Genomic DNA, 19,924 nt, shown 5'->3' with positions numbered 1-19,924 from the left:
GTACCTGCGGGAGTAGCTATTAAATAGAGAGTGAAACGCTTTTTTCGTAGGAGCCAATATCGGGCGTGACCGGGCTCATCAGCATCGACCCGGTATCGCGGTAACGGCTGTGCCACGACAGCGCCTCTTCCAGAATATGCGGCGTGTGGCCACCGCGTTGCTGGGCGCGGGCCACGTAGTCGTGCAGCATGTGGCGGAAGGGCTCGGCCACACATTTTTCGATAATGACCTCGGCCCGTTCACGCGGTGCCAGGCCGCGCAAATCCGCCAACCCGACCTCAGTCACGATGATGTCGACGTCGTGCTCGGTGTGGTCCACATGCGAGACCATCGGCACGATGCTCGAAATCTTGCCGCCCTTGGCAATCGACTTGGTGGCAAACACCGACAAATAGGCGTTGCGCGCAAAGTCGCCCGAGCCGCCAATGCCGTTCATCATGTGCGTGCCCAGCACATGGGTGGAGTTGACGTTGCCGTAAATATCGGCCTCCAGCGCGGTGTTGATGGCGATGATGCCCAGCCGCCGGATGATTTCAGGGTGGTTGCTGACTTCTTGCGGGCGCAGCACCAAACGGTCTTTGTACTTGCCGATATTGCCAAACACTTCGGCGCTTTTCTTGGACGACAAGGTGATGGACGAGCCCGAGGCAAAGTCCAGCTTGCCGGCGTCGAACAAGTCAAAGGTCGAGTCCTGCAGCACCTCGGAGTACTGCGTCAGGTGCTCAAACGGGCTGTTGATAAAACCCTCCATCACCGCATTGGCGATGGTGCCAATGCCGGCCTGCATCGGCAGCAGGCTGTTGCTGAGGCGGCCCGCCGCCACTTCTTGTTTGAAAAAATCTACCAGATGCGCGGCGATGGCAGCGGTGTCTGCATCCGCGGGCAGGATGGTGGAGGCGCTGTCGAGCTTCTCAGTAATGACGATGGCCACAATCTTGTCAGGCGAAATCTCGATGGCGGTGGTGCCAATCCGGTCTTGCGGCGTCATCAGCGGCATCGGTTCGCGGCGGGGGCGGTGCTTGGGGATGAAAATGTCGTGCAAGCCTTCGAGCTCCAGCGACTGCGTCAGGTTGATCTCCACAATCACCTTTTTCGCCAGAATCGCAAAACTGGCGCTGTTGCCGACCGAGGTGGTCGGGATGATGGCACCGGTGGCGGTGATGGCCACGGCCTCAATGATGGCAATGTCGATCGGGGCGATCTGCTGGGTGCGCAGCAACTCCACCGTCTCGGACAAATGCTGGTCCACATACATGACCTCGCCGCGGTTGATGGCGCCGCGCAGCACCGGGTCGGCCTGAAACGGAATGCGCCGCGCCAGCACGCCGGCTTCGGTCAGGGTGCGGTCAACGTCGCTGCCGAGCGAGGCGCCGGTCATCAGCGTGATTTTGAGTTTTTCGCTGCGCGCGCGCTCTGCCAATGCCATCGGCACCACCTTGGCGTCACCGGCGCGGGTAAAGCCGCTCATGCCAATCGTCATGCCATCCTTGATCCACTGGGCGGCGTTGTCGGCGCTGGTCACCAGCTCGCGCAAGGCGGGCAGGCGGATACGGTCTTGAAGGTCGTCGTGCATTTTCTTTACCTCTTATGTCAAACAAAAATTGACCGGTGTCAGCGGCTCGGGGATCTGGTCATCGTCCAGCGATTCGCGCAGATTGATTTCGATGGTGCGGCAAATGGCCGTCAAAGGCAGGTCGTTGGCGTCATTGCCAAAGGGCTCTTCAATCTCATCGCCCAGGGCATCCAGACCAAAAAAGGTGTACGCCACGATGGCGACCACAAACGGCGTCATGAAGCCAATGGTGTCGACCAGCCCGAACGGCAGCAGGAAGCAATACAGATACGCGGTGCGGTGCAGCAACAGCGTGTAAGAGAAGGGGATCGGGGTACTTTTGATGCGTTCGCACCCGCCGGCGGCCCCGGTCATGGCCGACAAGGTGGTGTCGATGGCGGCGAGCAGACAGGGGTCAATCCGCCTCGCGTGCAGGCAAGCGCCCAGGTCCTCACCCATTTTCCGCATCAAGAAATCCGGCTTGTTGGATGCTTTTTGCATTTGCTGCCATTCAGAGGCCACGAGCAAGCTCTGGAGTTCGGTCTCCATCGGTTCGCCACGCAACTGAAGCCGCAAGGCATGGTTGTAGGCAATGGTGCGGTAAACAATGCGCACCCGAACATCCGACAGGCCCAGACTGGCTTTGACAGGCTCGGCGCTGGTGATCAGACTCAGGCATTGCCGCGTCAAACTCCGGCTCCGGTGAACCAGTTCACCCCAGAGCTTTCGACCCTCCCAATAACGGTCGTAGGCCGTGCTGTTTCGAAAACCAAGAAAGATGGCCAGCGGCAAACCAATCAGGGTGAAGGGAATCGTGGTCAGCGTGATCTTGACTGAAAACAGGTCGCCATGGGTCATGGTGACGAAGGTGGCAATCAGCGTCGTGGCGAGCAAGGATGGCAAAATCCGCGGCAGGATGGACCCGCGCAGCAGCAGAAACATCTTGAAACCGGAGGGCCGGTCTCTGACAATCACGCCCAGTCCCCTGATGGGAATCTATTTTCAGAATTATTTACTAACATCTTAGTAGTTTAATCACTAATATATTAGTGAGTCAACCTACCCCCTGGAGCAACCTTTGAAGCCACGGATCACGTACCGCAACCTGCCCCAGAGATTTTTGAAAGCCCGCGAGTGCCTGATGTCGCACTTTCGCCCCATCCTGAACCACTTTGGGCTGACCGATCAGCAGTGGCGCATCCTGCGTGCTCTGGACGAGCGTGAGAGCCTGGAGCCGCGTGAAATTTGCCACCTGTGCCAGATTCACAGCGCCAGCATGACCGGCGTGTTGGCGCGCATGGAAGAGTTGGCGCTGATTCAGCGTAGCCGCATGGAAGGGGACCAGCGCCGGGTGGTGGTCAGGTTGTCGCCCAAAGGCGACCAATTGGTGAGTGAGATGGCGCCGCTGATTGACCAGCAATACCAGCAGATTGAAGACGCGCTGGGCAAAGACAAGGTAGACGAATTATTCAACGCGCTGGAGACCTTCATTGCCGCACAAAGTCTGCCGGTGGCACCGGTAGAACTCCCGCCCAAGCGGGTCTAGCGTCAGGGCAGCAACGAGACGGCAAGTGAAAAGGTAAAAAACGCCGCCGCCGTGGACACCAGAATAATGCGGGCAATGCGCCCGTTGTCAGCCCCAAAGCGCTCGGCCAGCAAGGACACATTGCTGGCACTCGGCAACGCCGCCGCCAGCACCATGACGGTCAGTGCAAAGGGGCTCAAAGGCAGGCCCAGCGCCACCGCCGCCGACCCCACCCCCAGCACCAGCAACGGATGCACCACCAGTTTGATGGCCGCCACCGGCACGTAATCGCGCAGGGGAATCGGGGGATGGTTGTGGGCCGCCGCCAGCATTTGCGATCGCGCCAGCACGGCACCAATGGTGAACAGCGCCACCGGCGAGGCGGCATCAGCCAGCAGGCCCACCGTCTGCATCACGGGTTTGGGCAAGGTAAAAGCGAACGCCGACGCGACCCCACCCAGCAAGATGGACCAGGGCATCGGGTTGAACAACATCCCCTTAAGCGCTTTCTCGGCGGCGTGGGCAAAGCCGTGCTCATCCACGCCATCCAGCCGCGAAAGGGCGATGCACAGCGACGTGGTGAAGAGCATGTCCACCGCCATGGTCAAGATGGTGGGGCCCGCCGCCGCCGGGCCCAGCAAGGCCACCAGCAGCGGAACACCCATGTAACCGGTATTGGGAAAAGCCGCCACCAGTGCGCCAAACGACGCGTCGTTCCAGCGAATACGGTGATTCATGCTGACCGCCACCGTCAAGGCCACGATCACGCCGGCACACAGCAGCCAGATTAAAAACACACCGCCATCGAACAACTGCGCCACCGGCGTGGTGGAGCCAAAGCGGTACAGCATGCACGGCAGGGCGAAAAACAACACAAAACTGTTCAGCCCCGGAATCGCGTCGAGGGACAGCAGGCGCCGACGTGCGGCCACGTAGCCGCACAGCACCAAGGCGAAAAAGGGGAAAGTGATCAAAAATATTTTCAGCACGCGGGACATTGTCGTGTGCCCTGACCGAAAGCAGCCGAGTTGCAAATCTGCAACATTGAAACCGATAAAACTCAAGGGCTGTTGACGCGGCATCGGGGTACCCGGATATCTAAAACCGCCAACTCCCCCAAATGGGGGATATTAATTCGAGCTTAAATAAGGCATGCTTGACTCTAAATTTTTAATTACTGTCAATTAATATTGTTTATTGACGATAATTTCTGCTGTACAACCACCTTATTCAAAATAAAGCCGCTCCCTCTGGTCGAATCCATGATGAAAAAACGGTCAAGAATCCTTGTCATTGACGATGCGCATTTCAATCAAGTGCTTTTTTCAAAAGCATTGGGTACCGAGTTCGACATCCAGCTTGCTTCCTCCGGCATGGAGGGATTGGCCATGGCAGAGGCCTCCCCGCCTGACTTGATTCTGCTGGACGTGAGGATGCCGGAGATCGATGGCTTTGAGACTTGCCGCAGACTGAAGGCCCATTCCGAGCTTCAAGATATACCCATCATCTTTGTCACGGGTGAAGTGGACCCGGTGAGTGAAGTCAAGGGACTGGCATTGGGCGCTGTGGACTATGTTCACAAACCCTTCAAAATTGCCATCACCACACAGCGAATCCGTAACCTGTTGGAGCGTGAAAGCCTGCGTAAGCAGTATGAAGCGAAACGCCAGAAGCTGGAGGCCTTGATCAAAGCCATTCCCGATCTTTTGTTTGAAGTTGATCGCCAGGGCACCTACCTGAGCATTTGGGCCCAGGATGAAACGCTGCTCGCCCATCAACAGGAGGTGCTGCTTGGCCGCACCGTGAGCGAAATGCTCCCGACTGAAGCGGCTTCCATTTGCATGGAGGCGATTGAAGAGGCTGACCTGACTGGCTCTTGCTATGGCAAGCGAATCAATCTTCTGGTCGACAACAGACCCAAATGGTTCGAACTATCATTGTCAAAAGTCCATAGCAACGACGACACCTTGGCGCGTTTTGTTGTTGTATCACGCGACATCACGGAGAGATACGAGGCCGAAGAGCGGATATTGCACATGGCGTTGCACGATGTACTGACGGGATTGCCTAATAGAGCACTCTTATCCAAGTTAACTGAAAAAGCCATCAGCACGGCCCGTCGGACATTGCAGCAATTTGCACTGGTATTTATTGACCTCGACAAGTTCAAACCGGTCAACGACAATTTTGGCCATGCGGTCGGCGACCTGCTGCTCAAAGAAGTCGCCCTCCGTATTTGCCAGGCTATCCGTGAATCGGATACGGTCGCCCGCATCGGCGGCGATGAATTTGTGATTTTGGTGAACAACACCCAAGGCGCGGAAGATGCTTTGACCGTCGCCGAAAAGGTTCGCCTGGCGCTCCGCGAACCTTATCTGATCAATGGCCATTCACTCATGATCTCTGCCAGCTTTGGCCTCGCCAATTACCCGGAACATGGCAAAGAAATCGGCGAGTTGATGAAAAATGCCGATGAAGCGATGTATATCGCCAAAGAAGATGGACGCGACAGGGTGTCCACGTACAAGACCGCACAAAGTCCCCACCTAGAGGCTTACTCTCGGAATTAAATGGCTGGCTGCGGTGGTAAAACCAGCGCCCTCTGTATCATTCGCGGCTTCGCCCAAAGTTATCGAATGTCATCATCCCCCTCGAACGGTCTGAATCTGGCCCAACAAGAAGCCGTCAACTTCATGCACGGGCCGTGCCTGGTGCTGGCGGGCGCGGGCTCCGGCAAAACGCGGGTCATCACGCACAAAATTGGCCGCCTGATTCAGGCCGGCATGCCCGCCAACCGCATTGCCGCCATCACCTTCACCAACAAGGCCGCCAGTGAGATGCGCGAGCGCGCCAAAGAGCTGATTGGCCGCTCGGCCCGCGACGCGGTGATCTGCACTTTTCACGCCTTGGGCGTGCGCATGTTGCGGCAAGACGGCGCAGTGCTGGGCCTCAAACCCAATTTTTCGATTCTGGACACCGACGACATCACCAGCATCCTGAAAGACGCGGGCGGCTCGGTCGACGTGGCCACGGCTCGGCAATGGCAATGGACCATCAGCGGCTGGAAAGGCCAGGGGCTGAACTCGGAACAGGCTGCGGTGTTGGCCAAAGACGACAACGAACGCATCATCGCCCGCGTGATGGGCCACTACGAGGAGCGCCTCAGCGCCTACCAAAGCGTGGACTTTGACGACCTGATCACCCTGCCGCTCAAGCTGCTGCGCGACCACGAAGAAGTGCGCCACAAGTGGCAGCAGCAAATGGGCCATGTGCTGGTCGATGAATACCAGGACACCAATGCCACGCAATACGAAGTTTTGAAGCTGTTGGTAGGCGGCAACCCGGCCAGCAGTGCGCGCTTTACCGCCGTGGGCGACGACGACCAGTCGATTTATGGCTGGCGCGGCGCCACGCTGGACAATTTAAAGAAGCTGCCGGTTGATTTTCCGACGCTCAAAGTTATCAAGCTGGAGCAAAACTACCGGTCAACGTCCGCCATCCTGCGTGCGGCCAACAACGTGATCGGCCCCAACCCCAAGCTATTTCCCAAGAACCTGTGGAGCGATCTGGGCGAAGGCGAACCGGTGCGGGTGGTCGATGCTGACAGCGAAGAGCACGAAGCCGAGCGCACGGTGGCGCGCATCCAGAGCCTGCGCGCCAGTGGGTTGCCGCACGGTGGGCCGCAGTTCAAGGAGTTTCGCCACTTTGCGATTTTGTACCGGGCCAACCACCAGGCCAAAACCTTCGAGAAAGCCTTGCGCCGGGCGGCGATTCCGTACAAGGTCTCCGGTGGCACCAGCTTTTTTGACCGGGCCGAGATCAAGGATTTGTGTGGCTGGTTTCGGCTGTGGATCAACAACAACGATGACCCGGCCTTTTTGCGCGCCGTGACCACACCCAAGCGCGGCATTGGCCACCAGACCTTGGCGCAGCTGGGCATTTTTGCCAGCAAATACAAGGTGAGTCTGTTTGAAGCCTTGTTCTCGTCCTCGCTGGGCAGCATGTTGAGCACCAAGGCGGTGGGCAGCCTGCACGAGTTTGGCCGCTACGTGAACGACCTGGAGTTTCGCGCCCGGCGCACCATCGGGGCCGAGTCGGCCAAAGAGTTTTTGCTGGAGTGGCTGAAAGAAATTGGCTACGAGAAGCATTTGTACGACGGCGAGGACAGCGAAAAAGTCGCTGCGGCCCGCTGGTCCAATGTGATGGATTTTTGCGACTGGATGTCGGCGCGCTGCGGCGGTCAGCTCGACGATACGGCGGGCGTCAGCACCTCGCAGGAACTCAAGTCGCTGCTCGAAGTGGCGCAAACGGTGTCGCTCTTGTCCACCATCAGCGAGCGCGAAAAAGACATGGACGTGGTGACGCTCTCGACCCTGCACGCCTCCAAGGGCCTGGAGTGGCCGCATGTGATGCTGGTCGGCGTGACCGAGGGCATGTTGCCGTTTAAATTGAAAGACAGTGGCGAAGGCGCGGCCGGTTTGGGCGGCTCCGAGCGCGCGCACGAAGCGGCCAATGAGGCCACCGCCACCCACTTGCAGGAAGAGCGCCGCCTGATGTACGTGGGTATCACCCGCGCCCAGCGCAGTCTGGCGGTGAGCTGGACGCGCAAACGCAAAAAAGGCCGCGAGATGGTGGCCGCCGTGCCGAGCCGTTTTATTGCCGAAATGGGGCTGGACAAAAATACCGTCAAAGAAGACCCGCGTGAAAAGCTCAGGGCGCTGCGGGCCGAGTTTGCCAAAAAGGCCGAAGTGACGGCCGCCGCTCAGGCCCGCACTGCCCTATGAAAATCAAAATTGCTACATTTATAATAGCTGCTTGCGCATTATCAACGGGGGCTAGAGGCCAATTAGCCATAAATTCAGTCGTACCAGCGGTTTGCCCGCTGGCCACCGATGTCAGCCCGCTGCACCTCTACGGCCTGTGGCACGCCGAGGTGGTGGGCCAACCAAGTGGGGCCACGCTGCTGTTTGAAAAACACCCGGAAATGGCCGACAGCGTCAGCGGTGCCGTCAACCGCGACGGCGTCAAGGCCCAGCTTGCCGGCGATGTCGACCAGGGCGAACTGACCCTGGAAGAATCACTGGATGGCGAGCACATTTCTGCCACCTGGCTAGGCTCGGTGGTCGAGAATTCATGCGGCAAGGAGATTCGAGGAACATGGAACAACGCTTTAACCCCCACCGACGCACCGTTCATCTTGCGCAAGTTGCCGGGCTGGCAATAGCCCTCGGCATGCCGCTGGGCGCCAGCCCGGTGCTGGCCCAGAATGTTGGCAGCCTCCCGCTCTTGGCGACCCCAGCCACGGCCACATTCCCAGCGCCCGCCTGGCAAGACTGCACCAGCCTCAGCAGTGACAGCGAGGCCCGGTTGGCCTGTTTTGACAAATGGGCGGCACAGCAATCCAGCGCCTCGATCAGCAACGAACCCGCGCTCGGTGTGGCGGCTTCAGAAGCGCCGGCCGTGGCCTCAGCGACCCCGGTGGTCATCACGATGGAAGCCCCCGCCGCGCACAACTGCCGCAACTCGGTGTTCTCTGAAATATCGCGCTTTTGGGAGCTGGAACCCGGCAGCGACTGTGGCACCTTTGGCCTGCGCGGCTACCGGCCCATCAGCCTGTCCTGGATTGGGTCTGACAGCACCAACACGCAACCTTCGTCGGAGGCGCCCGACCACACGGCCGCCACGCCCCAGCCCTACAACCCCAACGAGACCCGCATTCAGTTGTCGGTGCGCACCAAGATCGCCCAAGGTTTGCTGACCCACAGCAAAATGCTCTCCCGCGACTCGCTCTGGTTTGGCTACAGCCAGCAGTCGTATTGGCAGTTGTTCAACGGCGACCTGTCGCGCCCGTTTCGCAGTACCGACCACGAGCCCGAAATCACCTACATCTACCCGACCGATGCGGCCCTGCCGGGCGACTGGCGCTTGCGCTACACCGGCGTCAGTCTGGTGCACCAGTCCAACGGCCAGTCACTGCCCCTGTCGCGCAGCTGGAACCGCGTCGTGCTGATGGCGGGCATGGAAAAAGGTCAGCAGTTTCGCTTGCTAGGCAAAGTATGGAAGCGCCTGGAGGAAGACCCCGCGGATGACGACAACCCCAACATCTCTGACTACATAGGCCGCGCCGAAGTCACCGGTTTATGGGACATCAACCCCATCAACACGCTGAGCATGACGCTGCGCCACTCCTTGCGCGCCGACACCAACGGCTCACTGCGCCTGGATTGGTTTCGCGACATTGCCGACAGCAGCATCCCGGGTGGCCGCAGAGGCTTGCGCTTTCACACCCAGTTGTTCACCGGCTATGGCGATTCGCTGCTGGACTACAACCGCCGTCGCACCGTGCTGAGCATCGGATTGAGCCTGGCGGATTGGTAAACTGGCTTCACCATGAAAAGCCTCGACACGCTTCTGACGCAACGCTTCATTGACCAACTACCAGGTACCGTCTACCTCAAAGACAGCCAGGGACGTCTGCTCATGGTTAACAAAAACCTGGGGCAGATGCTCGGGGTTGACCCGCAAAGCCTGATCGGCAAAACCAACGCCGAAATTTTTCCACCTGAATTTGCGGCCATCGCGAACGAACTCGACCGCCGCATGCTGGCACAAGGGGGTAGCCAGACGGTTGAAGAAACCTTCAATGGCCGCCATTTCGAGACCAGCATGTTCGTGATGAATGGCGAGGCTGGAGAGCCGTTGCTGGGCGGCCTCAGCCTGGATGTCACCGACCGCTTCCACGCGGGCGAACTCACGGCGGCGTTGCTGCGCATCAATGAACTCGGCATGACCCTGCCCGAGAAAGACTTCCTGAATGCCGGGCTGGAGCTGGCTGAAAAAATCACCCACAGTTCAATGGGATTCCTGCACTTTGTCAACGAAGACCAGGAAACGCTGGAACTTGTGACCTGGACCTCAGGCGCATTAAAAGGCTGCACGGCCGCCTTTGATTCGCACTACCCCATCAGCCAGGCGGGCATCTGGGCCGACTGCTTTCGCCAGAAAAGTCCGGTGATCTTTAACGACTACGCCAACTACGCCGCCAAGATGGGTTTGCCAGCCGGCCACACGGTGTTGACGCGCATGATTTCAGTGCCGGTGATTGAAGGCAAGCAAGTCCGCATGATGTTGGGCGTGGGCAATAAGGAAGGCCTCTATGACGAGGCTGATGTCGACACCTTGCGCCTGATTGGCAATGACCTGTGGCGCATCGCCAGTCGGGCACGGGCCGAGACCGCCCTGAAGCTGCGGGTGGATGAGTTGGTGGCCGTCAACCAGAAGCTCTCCCAGACCCAGTTGCAACTGCTGCAATCCGAAAAAATGGCCTCGATTGGCCTGCTGGCAGCGGGCGTGGCGCATGAAATCAACAACCCGATTGGCTTCGTCAAGTCCAACTTCAGCTCGATGACCCAGTACGTGGATGACCTTCTGGGCATTGCCAGCGCCTATGCCGAGGCCGAGGCGCAACTGGGCGCGCCGTGTGCCGATGCCTTCAAGGTGGTGCAGGCGCGCAAGCAGGCGGCCGACCATGAATTTCTGATCACCGACCTGCAACAGCTGATCCGCGAGTCGCGCGATGGGGTGGACCGCATCAGCAAAATCGTGCAGGACCTGAAAGACTTCTCCCACGCGGGCGACAACGACTGGCAGTGGTCCAACCTGCAAACCGGACTGGAAAGCACGCTGGGCGTGGCCTGGAACCAGCTCAAGTACAAAGCCGAAGTGACGCGTGACTTTGGCGCCTTGCCCGAGGTCTATTGCCTGGCCTCGCAAATCAACCAGGTGGTGTTGAACCTGCTGGTCAACGCAGCCCAGGCCATCAACGAGCGGGGCCACATCACGGTGCGCACCGGCACCGAAGGCGCCAATGCGTGGATTGAAGTGCAGGACGATGGCTGCGGTATGGACGAAGCGCACTTGGCGCGCATTTTTGAGCCCTTCTACACCAGTAAGCCGGTGGGGCAAGGCACCGGTCTGGGGCTGTCGATTGCCTGGGGCATCGTCGAGCGCCACCACGGCCAGATCCTCGTCAACTCGCAACCCGGGCAAGGGAGCACGTTCACCCTGATTCTGCCGATTGACCCCCGGTTGTTGCACCCTGACGCAGCGCCTTAACACCCACAAAACATCCTCCATGCAAGCCTTCGTCTGGAACTCACGCTTTGAAACCGGCATCGCACTGGTCGACGCGCAGCACCGCCAACTGGTCGACATCGTGAACCGGATGGGCACGATCCTGATTGACGGCGGCGCCGCGCCAGAGGCCATCTCCGGCGTGTTCGTCGAGTTGGCCAATTACGCTCAGCGACATTTTGCCGATGAAGAGCGACTGATGCGCGAGGCTGGCCTGGCCCCCCGCCATGTAGCACTGCACCAGCAACACCACCGGCAATTTGTCGCCCAACTCACCCAAATGTGGAAAGGCCGCGCCAACCTGTCCAACCCGGCCGAAGTGTTGCATGGCTTTCTCTCGTCGTGGCTCACTTTTCATATTCTTGAAGAAGACCAGTCGATGGCGCGGCAGATGACACTCGTCCAGCAAGGCACCCCCGCCGAGGCAGCCTTGCAGCACGAAGAACAGGAGGCCGACAACACCAGCGCCATCCTGTTGGCCGCCATGCACCAGCTTTACCACTTGCTGGCGCTGCAAAACAAGGGCTTGGCCGAGGCCAACGAATTACTGGAAGAAAAAGTGGCGGCCCGCTCACGCGAACTGGTGCAATCCGAAAAAATGGCGGCGGTGGGCCAACTGGCGGCCGGCGTGGCCCACGAGATCAACAACCCGATTGGCTTTGTCAACTCCAACCTGGGCACCCTGGGCCACTACACAAAGCAGTTGCTCGACATCATCGACGCCTGCGAAGTGAGCTGTGCCGAACATCCCGCGTTGGCCTCCCGCTTCAAGCAAATGAAGACCGCAGCCGACCTGCCCTTTTTGCGCGAAGACTTGAGCGATTTACTCAAAGAGTCGCAAGACGGCCTCGACCGCGTCAAACACATCGTGCAAGCCCTCAAGGATTTTGCCCATCCTGACAGCGGAGAAATGGTCTACACAGATTTATTGGCAGGGCTGGAGAGCACGCTCAACGTGGTGGCGAGCCAACTCCGCTGCAAGGCCGATATCGTGCGCGAGTTGACGCCCCTGCCGCCGGTGAAATGTGTGCCGGGCCAGATCAACCAGGTGTTTATGAACCTGCTGGTCAATGCCGCGCAGGCGATTGACGGCCACGGCACCATCACGCTGCGCAGTGGCACGGATGCACTGGGGGTATGGATTGAGATCACCGACTCCGGTTGCGGCATGACCGATGACGTGCGCCAGCATTTGTTTGAGCCTTTCTTCACCACCAAGCCAGTCGGCAAAGGCACCGGACTGGGCCTCTCTATTTCCTGGGACATCGTCGTGAAGAAACACGGCGGACGCCTTGAGGTTAATAGCGCCCCCGGCCAGGGCAGCCGCTTCACGGTCTGGCTACCCAGCGCCTGACGCCGCGCTTTATTCCGTTTTATTCCTCGCGGATGTAGAGCGTCAGCTTCATGCTGCCGGAGCGCTCAAAATCCCTGATCTTGCGGATCAGGCGCTCATCGAGCACATGGTCGGTGGAGAGCATGAGCAAGCCACTGGGCGTGATGAGATCGCGCGACAACACCATGCCCACTTTCATATCGTACGAGCTGACCGGCCGCTCCCGCACACGGGCGCGTTCCGCTTCCTCACGTGGCACACCGCCCAGAACATCCATGAAGGCCGCCACGATTTGGGGGTCGTAGCGCTTGCCACTGCTGTGCAGGATGATGATTTTGGCTTCTTCGGCGCTGAGCTTGCTGTGGCTCAGCGCGCCCATTTGCATGCTGTCGTAGTCGCTGGCCAGACTCAAAATGCGTGTCCCCAAGGGAATAGCATCGGCTGCCAGTTGCGCCGGGAAACCTGTGCCATCAAAGCGCTCAAACTGGCCGGTGATCAGGTCGGAGACTTCCTTCAAATCCTGCAGCGGCAACAACAACTGCTCGGCCAGCACCGTATGTTTGCGAAAGGCCTCCAGTTGAGGCGTCTTCATCATGCCGACGGGCGTGTTGAGCAGCTCGTCGGAGAAGCCCACCTTGCCAATTTCGTGCAACAAGCCGGCGACAAAAATCTCTTGTACCTGCTTGCTGTCCAACCCGAGTTTCAGGGCGATGCGCCGTGCGAAGTCGGCCACGCGACGGGAGTGCCCGGCCATATTGCCGCCGCGCATTTCGATCAGGGTAGAGAAAACCTTGAGCGAGGTGACGAAGTTGGTCTTGAGTTTCTCGTTGGCGCCTTGCAGCAACTCATTGGCCACGCTGAGCTCCGCCGTGCGCTCCAACACCCGCGCCTCCAGGCTGGCGTTGAGCGCCTTGAGCTCTTCATTCTGGCGCTGGGTCAGCGCTTCCAGCCGTCTTTTTTCTTCCTCGAGGGCTTTGCGCTCCAGCGCTTGGCGCACGATCAACACGATGTCGTTGTCATCCCAGGGCTTGGCAATGTAGCGAAAAATTTCACCCCGATTGATGGCGTCAATGATGGAGTTGATATCCGAGTAGCCGGTGAGCAGCAAACGCACCGTGTCAGGCCAGCGCACCCGCACCTGCGCCAGAAATTGCGTGCCGTCCATCTCGGGCATGCGCATGTCGGAAATTACCAGGTCAATGGGTTCGGTCTCCAGCAAGGCCAGGCCCGCCGCCCCACTCTCTGCCACGCGCACCTGAAAGCCCTTGGCCCGAAACAGCCGTTTGAGCGACGACAAAATATTGGGCTCATCGTCCACACACAAGATCGTGGGGGCCTTGGCATCGGCGTTGAATGCCACCAAACCAGCCTGATTCAAAGGGGTCAAATCAATTTCTCCGTCAAGGATTCAAGACCGAACTAACCACCTCGAACTGCTTTTCGGTTTGTTTGAAAACCGACAGCAGCACCTCGTCATCCAGTCCAAGATGCGCCCAAAAACCGTCAGGCACCGAGGGCACCATGTCATCCTCGCTCATCGCCAGATCCAGTGCATGGGCAATGGCGTCTGCGGCAATGACGACCAGCGTCAGGATGGCCGGGTTTTCCATGCGCAGGTTGTGGTGTTGAACCAGGGCCTGTTGGAGTTCCTCCGGGAACTTCCAGTGCTGGGTGACCACCTGGCCGACCCGCGCATGGTCAATCCCCAAAATAGCGTGCTCTGCTGCCAGCAGCGTGCAGTCATGCTGGGCGCGGTAAGCCATGGTGGCCTCGTATTGGGGCTGAAACTGGGTGACCAGCACCAAGCGACCCATGTCGTGCAACAAACCGGCGGTGTAGGCGTAATCGGGATTGACTGGCAGGTGGGAGGCCAGTGCCCTGGCGCACACCGCCGCCGCAATCGAATGCCGCCAGAACGGCATGGCATTGAACCCGCTGGCGCTCTTCCCGGCAAACGCTGTGATCAGTGCCGCCGTCGTGGCCAGACTGCGCACGGTTCTGAACCCCAGAATGGTGATGGCCTCGTGAATGGTGGTGACCTGCTTCGCCATGCCATAAAAAGATGAGTTGGCCAGTCGCAAAGTTTTGGCCGCCAGGGCCTGGTCTTGTTCAATTTTGTCGGCCAGCTCAGGGGTATTGACATCGTCCTGCCCCAGACTGGCCAGCAAGGCCAACACCACGGTCGGCAAGGATGGCAAATTGTGAATCTTGCGAAGAATCTCGTCGGCGGCCAGGTTATTCATGTCGGCGTGGCTCCCCGGTAGCGCACCATCAGGCCCCTCAAATAGACATCGTCTGGCCGGTCCGACACCTGCCTGAACAGGCGTAACAGTCGCTCCTGCTGAAGCTGGCGCAGCGCGGCTGCATCGGGCGCCTTGGGCGGGGGTGGCAAGGTCGTTTCGGGCGGGTTCATGGCGTTGACTCTGTGGGGTTCAAGGTGATGATTTTGCCTCGGGCCGCTGAATGCACGCCCATGTTGTTCCACTTGATGGTGTAGTGCGTATCGGCCAGCAGCAGCTTGCACCATTCACCCTCGAGCATCGCCTCAACGGCCACCTGCAAGGCTGGCAAGGCATAGGCCAGATCGCTACCCAGAATCGGGCCTGCAGAACTGAATAGCCGCTCACTAGCGGCATTGACGAAGGCGATCTGGCCTTCGTCATCGACACCAATCACCGGCAAGGGCATGTGCTGCAGCACCTCGCGCGCGATCGCCAGGCTGGTGCGATCGCGCTCAATTTGATGGCGCTTTTTCTCCAGCACCTCACCGAGTTGCCGATTGGCGGCAATCAATTCCTGGTTGGTGGTGCGGATTTTGATGTCAAGTTGCTGGTTCTCGTTGAGCAGCTCCTTGTACTCAAACGCTTTTTGCACATGTTCGCGCAACTGATCGTCTTCCCAGGGCTTGGTCAAAAAGCGGTAAACCGCCCCTTCGTTGATGGCGTCGGTCACCGACTGCAACTCGGTGTAGCCCGACAAGACGATGCGAATCGTGTCGGGGCAGTTGATCTTGGCAATGCGCAAAAACTCCACCCCCGTCATGCCCGGCATGCGCTGGTCGGAGATGATGATGTCGACCTTGTGCTGGGCGAGCACCTCCAGGCCCTCGGGGCCGCTGTTGGCCGTCAGGATGGCGTGACCATCCCGGCGGAATAGTCGTTTGAGTGCGGACAGAATATTGGGCTCATCATCCACCAGCAATAGGGTGCGCTGTGGTTTTTTCAGCCGCAAGAGATGGGGCGACAACTGCCGACCCTCGCTGAAAATCTCTTCAATGGCCTGCGCCGAAATGGGCCGCGAAAAGAAATAACCCTGAATTTCGTCGCACACACTGGTGCGCATGATTTCGCACTGAGCTTCGGTTTCGACCCCCTCGGCGATGACCTTCAACCCCAAGCCATGCGCCATGGAGATGATGACCTTGACCAACACCTGGTCGCTCTGGCTACTGGTGATGTCGCGCACAAAAGACTGATCGATCTTGACCTTGTCAAACGGAAAGCGCTTGAGGTAACTGAGCGACGAGTAGCCCGTGCCAAAGTCGTCCAGTGAGAGCTTCAAGCCCAATTCCTTGAGCTCATTGAGCATGGCCTCGCTGCGCGGCACATCATCCATCAGTGCGCTCTCGGTCACTTCAATGTAGAGGCACTCTGGCGCTACCTTGAACTCGGCCAGAGCTTGGCGGATCTGGGCCAACAGGTCGATGTCGCGAAACTGCAGGGGCGAGACGTTGACGGCCACATGCGGCACCTCAATACCCTTGTCCAGCCAGTGGCGAATGTCTCGACAGGCCCGGCGCAGCACCCATTCGCCCAGGCCCTTGATGAGACCGGACTCTTCCGCCAACGGGATGAATTCAACCGGACAAACCGAACCCAGTTCGGGGTGAGACCAGCGCAACAGCGCCTCCATGCCGCTGATTTTCCCGGTTTGCAAATCCACCAAGGGCTGGTAGACCAACTGCAACTGATCCAACTCAATCGCATGGCGCAGCGCCTTGGTCATGAGGTCACGCGCCAGCACTTGCTGGTACATGGCCTCGCTGTAAAACTGAAAGCTGTCGCGCCCACTGGCCTGGGCCCGGTGCATGGCGATTTCCACCGACTTGAACAGGGCATTGAAATCAGCCCCGTTTTCCGGAAAACTGGCAATGCCGATGGAGGCGGTGAGCGTGAGTTCATGGCCGCTCAACTGGTAGGGCTGGGCCAGTTTCCATAGCAAATCACTGGCCAGGTGCGCGGCGCCACTGGCGGGGGTATCGGGCAGTACCAGTACGAATTCTTTGCCGCCCAGTCGCGCCACGGTGTCCTGGTCGCGCACCGAACTGCTGAGCCGCTTGGCCATCTCCAGCAGGAGTTCATCGCCGACGCGGTAGCCCAGTGTGTCGTTGACACTTTTGAAATGGTCAATGCCGATCATCATCATGGCCAGGGGCTCATTCGCGCGCTGCACTCGGTTGATGGCACTCTCGGTCCGGTCTTGCAGCAGGGTGCGGTTGGGCAAACCGGTGAGCACATCGAAATGAGACAACCACTGAATCCGGCTCTCGGCGGCCTTGGCGTCACTCAGGTCGCTGAAGTTGCCGACATAGTGTGTGATTTGCCGGTTCGCATCCCGCATGGCGGTGATCGTCAACCACTCGGGGTAAACCGTGCCCTCCTTGCGCCGGTTCCAGATCTCACCGGCCCACTGCCCCTCGGCCCGCAGCGCCTCCCACATCGCGGTGTAGAAAGCCGGACTCTGCCGCCCCGACGTCAGGATACGCGGGTTCTTGCCCCGCACCTCGTCCTCGGTGTAGCCGGTGATCTTGGTGAAGGCCGCATTGGTCATGAGGATGTTGCCGCTGGCATCGGTGACCGCAATGCCTTCCTTGCCTTGGGCAAACACCTGGGCGGTAACTTTGAGCTGGGCTTGCTGGGCCTTGCGTTCGGTGATGTCGCGAATCACCCCGGTGATAAACCAGCCCTTGCTGCTTTCCCAGCGGGCCAGCGTCAGCTCCATGGGGAACTCGGTCGCATTTTTACGCAGGCCCTTCAGCTCCATTGCTTTGCCGGAAAAATGATGCTCAGTCACAGCATGCATGCGACTCATGCCCGCAAGATGTCCCGCCTTAAAGCGCTCGGGCATCAGCAAGGTCATGGGCTGGCCCATCACTTCGGATTCCTTGTAGCCAAAAATCAGCTCTGCACCCAGGTTCCAGCCGGCAATATTTCCGGCACTGTCAGAGGTGATGATGGCGTCAAAGACTGCCCGTGTGATCGAACGATTACGCTCCTCGCTCGCGCGCAGCGCTTCATTGGCTACTTTTCTCGAGGCTTCGTTGGCATAACCATCGAGGGCAAAACTGATGTTGGTGGCCATCTCCAGCAGCAAATTGCGGTTGTCGGCGTCGAAAGCATTGACCTCGCCCGCATACAGATTAAAGGTGCCCACCACCACGCCGTTTTGGCGCAATGGCAAGGCGGCCGAGGCGGCCCAGCCAAATTGGGCACCACGCTCGTGCCACGCCGCAGTGGCGGGGTCGTTGAGAAAGTCCTGACACCACTGTGGCTGGTTGTCACGCAGAGCTTGGGCACTCGGACCCTGGCCATGAGGATCAGCGGCATCGGTTGTAATCCGGATGTCGGCCAGGTACGCCTCACCCTGACCAAAAGAAGCCACGGGCTTGATACATTGGGTGACCTCGTCAAACCAGCCAATCCAGGCCATTTTCATGCCCCCGGACTGCACCGTGGCCTGGCATATTTTCGGGAACAGCACCCACTCGTTATGGCTGCGCACAATGGCTTCGTTGGAACGACTAAGGGCGGCATAGACCTGGGTCAGACGCAATATCCTGGCTTCGGCTTGCTTGCGCTCCGTGATGTCACGCGAGATACCAAACATGCCAACGACCTGCCCTTGTGCATCCAGCAACGGCCCTTTGGTGGCCAGAAAAGTGCGTTCGCCTTGGGTGGTTTGCAGGGTTTCTTCGTAGGTATGGGTCTGGCTGTCAGCCATCACCCGCACGTCATTGGCGCGGATCATCTCGGCCTGCGCCAACGGAAACAGGTCCCGATCATCATGCCCCAGCGCCTGATCTGCGGTTTTACCAATCACCCGTGCCGTCTCCGGGTTCACCAGCAGGTAGCGCCCTTCCCGGTCTTTGGCAAAAATCGCATCCGAGGAACCGTCGGCGATGACGTCCAGCAACTGTTTGGCACTATGTTGCGCTGCAATCGACTTGGAAGGCTCAAACTTCATGGCAAGGCTTTCGTGATGACAGGCACCGTTGGAAAATAGAGCGGCAGCATTTTGGGTTCAAAAAATCGTGATTTTGAGCACTACAAACCGTATTAAACAGCATTCCCTGAAAATCGTGGAGACCCCTGAATTTATATGAAATCAGGCTGTAGCCCTCGTCACGCCTGCGCAAGTAGCTACACAAAAAATAGCAAAATAATTATGCGCGACGGCTCAGAATTTTGAAAATTGCCGTGCTTCATGCAACACCATATCCAAGTCGCCAAGAGACGCCATCACTTCGCTGAGCGAGCCCCCCAGTCGTGTTGAGATGGTGAGCGGCAACTCTTGCACAAGGGGCGCGAAGGCACGCCCGGTTTCAAGTTGCTTGCTGATCTGGTTAGCAGAAAAAACGCAGGCCAGCATAGGCGTGTCCATGCTTTGCGGGCTGTACTGGTAGCGAATGGTTTCCACCAAATCAGAAGGAAACCGCCACTTTTCAACCAGCATCGCCCCCACCATGGCGTGATCCACTCCCATCACTTGACGCAGGGCCAGGTGCAGTGCGATCTCGTTCCAGACGCTGGTTTCCAGTGCGCGACGAAATTCCCTGGGCATGAACTGGGCGATCACCACCTTGCCAAAGTCATGCAGCAAACCCGCAATAAAGCAGTCCATCGGATCGGCAGTGGGCAGGCGCAGCGCCAGTTGCTTGGCAATGCTGGCGGTGGCCAGCGAGTGCACCAAATACTGCTGGCCGTTGAACCCGGCCGCATTTTCGGCCGGCAACATGCCGATGGCGGCAATGCTCAAGGCCAGGTTCTTGACCGCGTTAAAGCCCAGGTAAACCACCGCATGGTTGACCGAGGTGATCTGCTTGGGCAGGCCGTAATAGGCGGAGTTGACGACCCGCAGCACCTTGACGGTGACCACCGGGTCTTTGTCAATCACCTGCACCAGGTCCTTGGGCGAGCAATTGACGTCACGCGTCAGTTCCAGAATTTTCTGGACGCTTTTAGGAAATGCCGGCATGTTTTCAACGGCTGCCGCCAGCTTCAGGGAGAGTTCAGGGTTCATGGCGCGGATCGACCTTCAACGACTCAAACAGTTGCTATTGTTATTCCGGAATGTCGATGGATGACGAACATTTTTGCGCCTG

At 58.8% G+C, this 19,924-nt stretch carries 15 protein-coding genes; 7 read left to right on the top strand and 8 right to left on the bottom strand.

What is annotated here, in order from left to right; translation table 11 throughout:
• Window positions 1–19 precede the first annotated feature (19 nt).
• Together WCG50_RS01095 and WCG50_RS01090 are read right to left on the bottom strand one after the other, a co-directional pair.
• A complete protein-coding gene (locus WCG50_RS01095) occupies window positions 20–1,573 on the bottom strand; it encodes an acetyl-CoA hydrolase/transferase family protein (RefSeq protein WP_336897707.1) in 1,554 nt (517 codons plus the stop codon).
• Window positions 1,574–1,585: 12 nt separating this feature from the next.
• Window positions 1,586–2,527 (bottom strand): bestrophin family protein, encoded by a 942-nt coding sequence (locus WCG50_RS01090; RefSeq protein ID WP_336897706.1) that lies wholly within the window; start codon window positions 2,525–2,527, stop codon window positions 1,586–1,588.
• Between the two features lie 103 nt (window positions 2,528–2,630).
• Here WCG50_RS01090 and hpaR point away from each other — a divergent pair, with 103 nt between their 5' ends.
• Entirely contained in the window at window positions 2,631–3,098 is a 468-nt protein-coding gene (hpaR, locus tag WCG50_RS01085; RefSeq protein WP_336897705.1) for a homoprotocatechuate degradation operon regulator HpaR, read from the top strand.
• A 2-nt stretch (window positions 3,099–3,100) separates the two neighbouring features.
• Here hpaR and WCG50_RS01080 read toward each other — a convergent pair whose 3' ends face one another.
• Entirely contained in the window at window positions 3,101–4,066 is a 966-nt protein-coding gene (locus tag WCG50_RS01080; protein WP_336897704.1) for an AEC family transporter, read from the bottom strand.
• Between the two features lie 201 nt (window positions 4,067–4,267).
• Here WCG50_RS01080 and WCG50_RS01075 point away from each other — a divergent pair, with 201 nt between their 5' ends.
• The 6 genes from WCG50_RS01075 to WCG50_RS01050 all read left to right on the top strand — a co-directional run bounded on the left by WCG50_RS01075 (window position 4,268) and on the right by WCG50_RS01050 (window position 12,564).
• Window positions 4,268–5,647 carry a diguanylate cyclase gene (locus tag WCG50_RS01075; RefSeq protein ID WP_336897703.1) on the top strand — a complete coding sequence of 460 codons (1,380 nt, stop codon included), beginning with the start codon at window positions 4,268–4,270 and terminating at the stop codon, window positions 5,645–5,647.
• 66 nt (window positions 5,648–5,713) lie between these two features.
• Complete coding sequence (locus WCG50_RS01070; protein WP_336897702.1) at window positions 5,714–7,861, top strand: UvrD-helicase domain-containing protein; 2,148 nt, start codon at window positions 5,714–5,716, stop codon at window positions 7,859–7,861.
• Window positions 7,858–8,301 (top strand): hypothetical protein, encoded by a 444-nt coding sequence (locus WCG50_RS01065; protein ID WP_336897701.1) that lies wholly within the window; start codon window positions 7,858–7,860, stop codon window positions 8,299–8,301. The genes WCG50_RS01070 and WCG50_RS01065 overlap by 4 nt, the downstream gene beginning before the upstream one ends.
• On the top strand, window positions 8,235–9,455 hold the full coding sequence (locus WCG50_RS01060) for a phospholipase A (protein WP_336897700.1): 1,221 nt from the start codon (window positions 8,235–8,237) through the stop codon (window positions 9,453–9,455). The genes WCG50_RS01065 and WCG50_RS01060 overlap by 67 nt, the downstream gene beginning before the upstream one ends.
• 12 nt (window positions 9,456–9,467) lie before the next feature.
• On the top strand, window positions 9,468–11,192 hold the full coding sequence (locus tag WCG50_RS01055; protein WP_336897699.1) for an ATP-binding protein: 1,725 nt from the start codon (window positions 9,468–9,470) through the stop codon (window positions 11,190–11,192).
• A 19-nt stretch (window positions 11,193–11,211) separates the two neighbouring features.
• Window positions 11,212–12,564: a bacteriohemerythrin gene (locus WCG50_RS01050; RefSeq protein WP_336897698.1), complete on the top strand. Its 1,353-nt coding sequence runs from the start codon at window positions 11,212–11,214 to the stop codon at window positions 12,562–12,564.
• A gap of 19 nt (window positions 12,565–12,583) precedes the next feature.
• On the opposite strand, the gene WCG50_RS01045 is transcribed toward WCG50_RS01050, so the two are convergent.
• The 5 genes from WCG50_RS01045 to WCG50_RS01025 form a co-directional block, all read right to left on the bottom strand.
• Window positions 12,584–13,930, bottom strand: coding sequence for an HD domain-containing phosphohydrolase (locus tag WCG50_RS01045; RefSeq protein WP_336897697.1), 1,347 nt, complete (start codon window positions 13,928–13,930; stop codon window positions 12,584–12,586).
• Window positions 13,931–13,943: 13 nt separating this feature from the next.
• Complete coding sequence (locus WCG50_RS01040) at window positions 13,944–14,786, bottom strand: HDOD domain-containing protein (protein WP_336897696.1); 843 nt, start codon at window positions 14,784–14,786, stop codon at window positions 13,944–13,946.
• The gene (locus WCG50_RS01035; RefSeq protein WP_336897695.1) at window positions 14,783–14,956 is read right to left on the bottom strand and encodes a hypothetical protein; all 174 of its coding nucleotides are present in this window, start codon (window positions 14,954–14,956) and stop codon (window positions 14,783–14,785) included. The genes WCG50_RS01040 and WCG50_RS01035 overlap by 4 nt, the downstream gene beginning before the upstream one ends.
• The gene (locus WCG50_RS01030; RefSeq protein WP_336897694.1) at window positions 14,953–18,786 is read right to left on the bottom strand and encodes an EAL domain-containing protein; all 3,834 of its coding nucleotides are present in this window, start codon (window positions 18,784–18,786) and stop codon (window positions 14,953–14,955) included. The genes WCG50_RS01035 and WCG50_RS01030 overlap by 4 nt, the downstream gene beginning before the upstream one ends.
• A gap of 213 nt (window positions 18,787–18,999) precedes the next feature.
• A complete protein-coding gene (locus WCG50_RS01025; protein ID WP_336897693.1) occupies window positions 19,000–19,842 on the bottom strand; it encodes an HDOD domain-containing protein in 843 nt (280 codons plus the stop codon).
• Window positions 19,843–19,924: the final 82 nt, after the last annotated feature.

It is taken from the genome of Rhodoferax sp., assembly GCF_037143375.1.
In the GTDB taxonomy this organism is placed as follows: Bacteria; Pseudomonadota; Gammaproteobacteria; order Burkholderiales; family Burkholderiaceae_C; genus Rhodoferax.
Note: the sequence above shows the minus strand (reverse complement) of the source record. Positions and strands in the feature narration are given on the sequence as shown.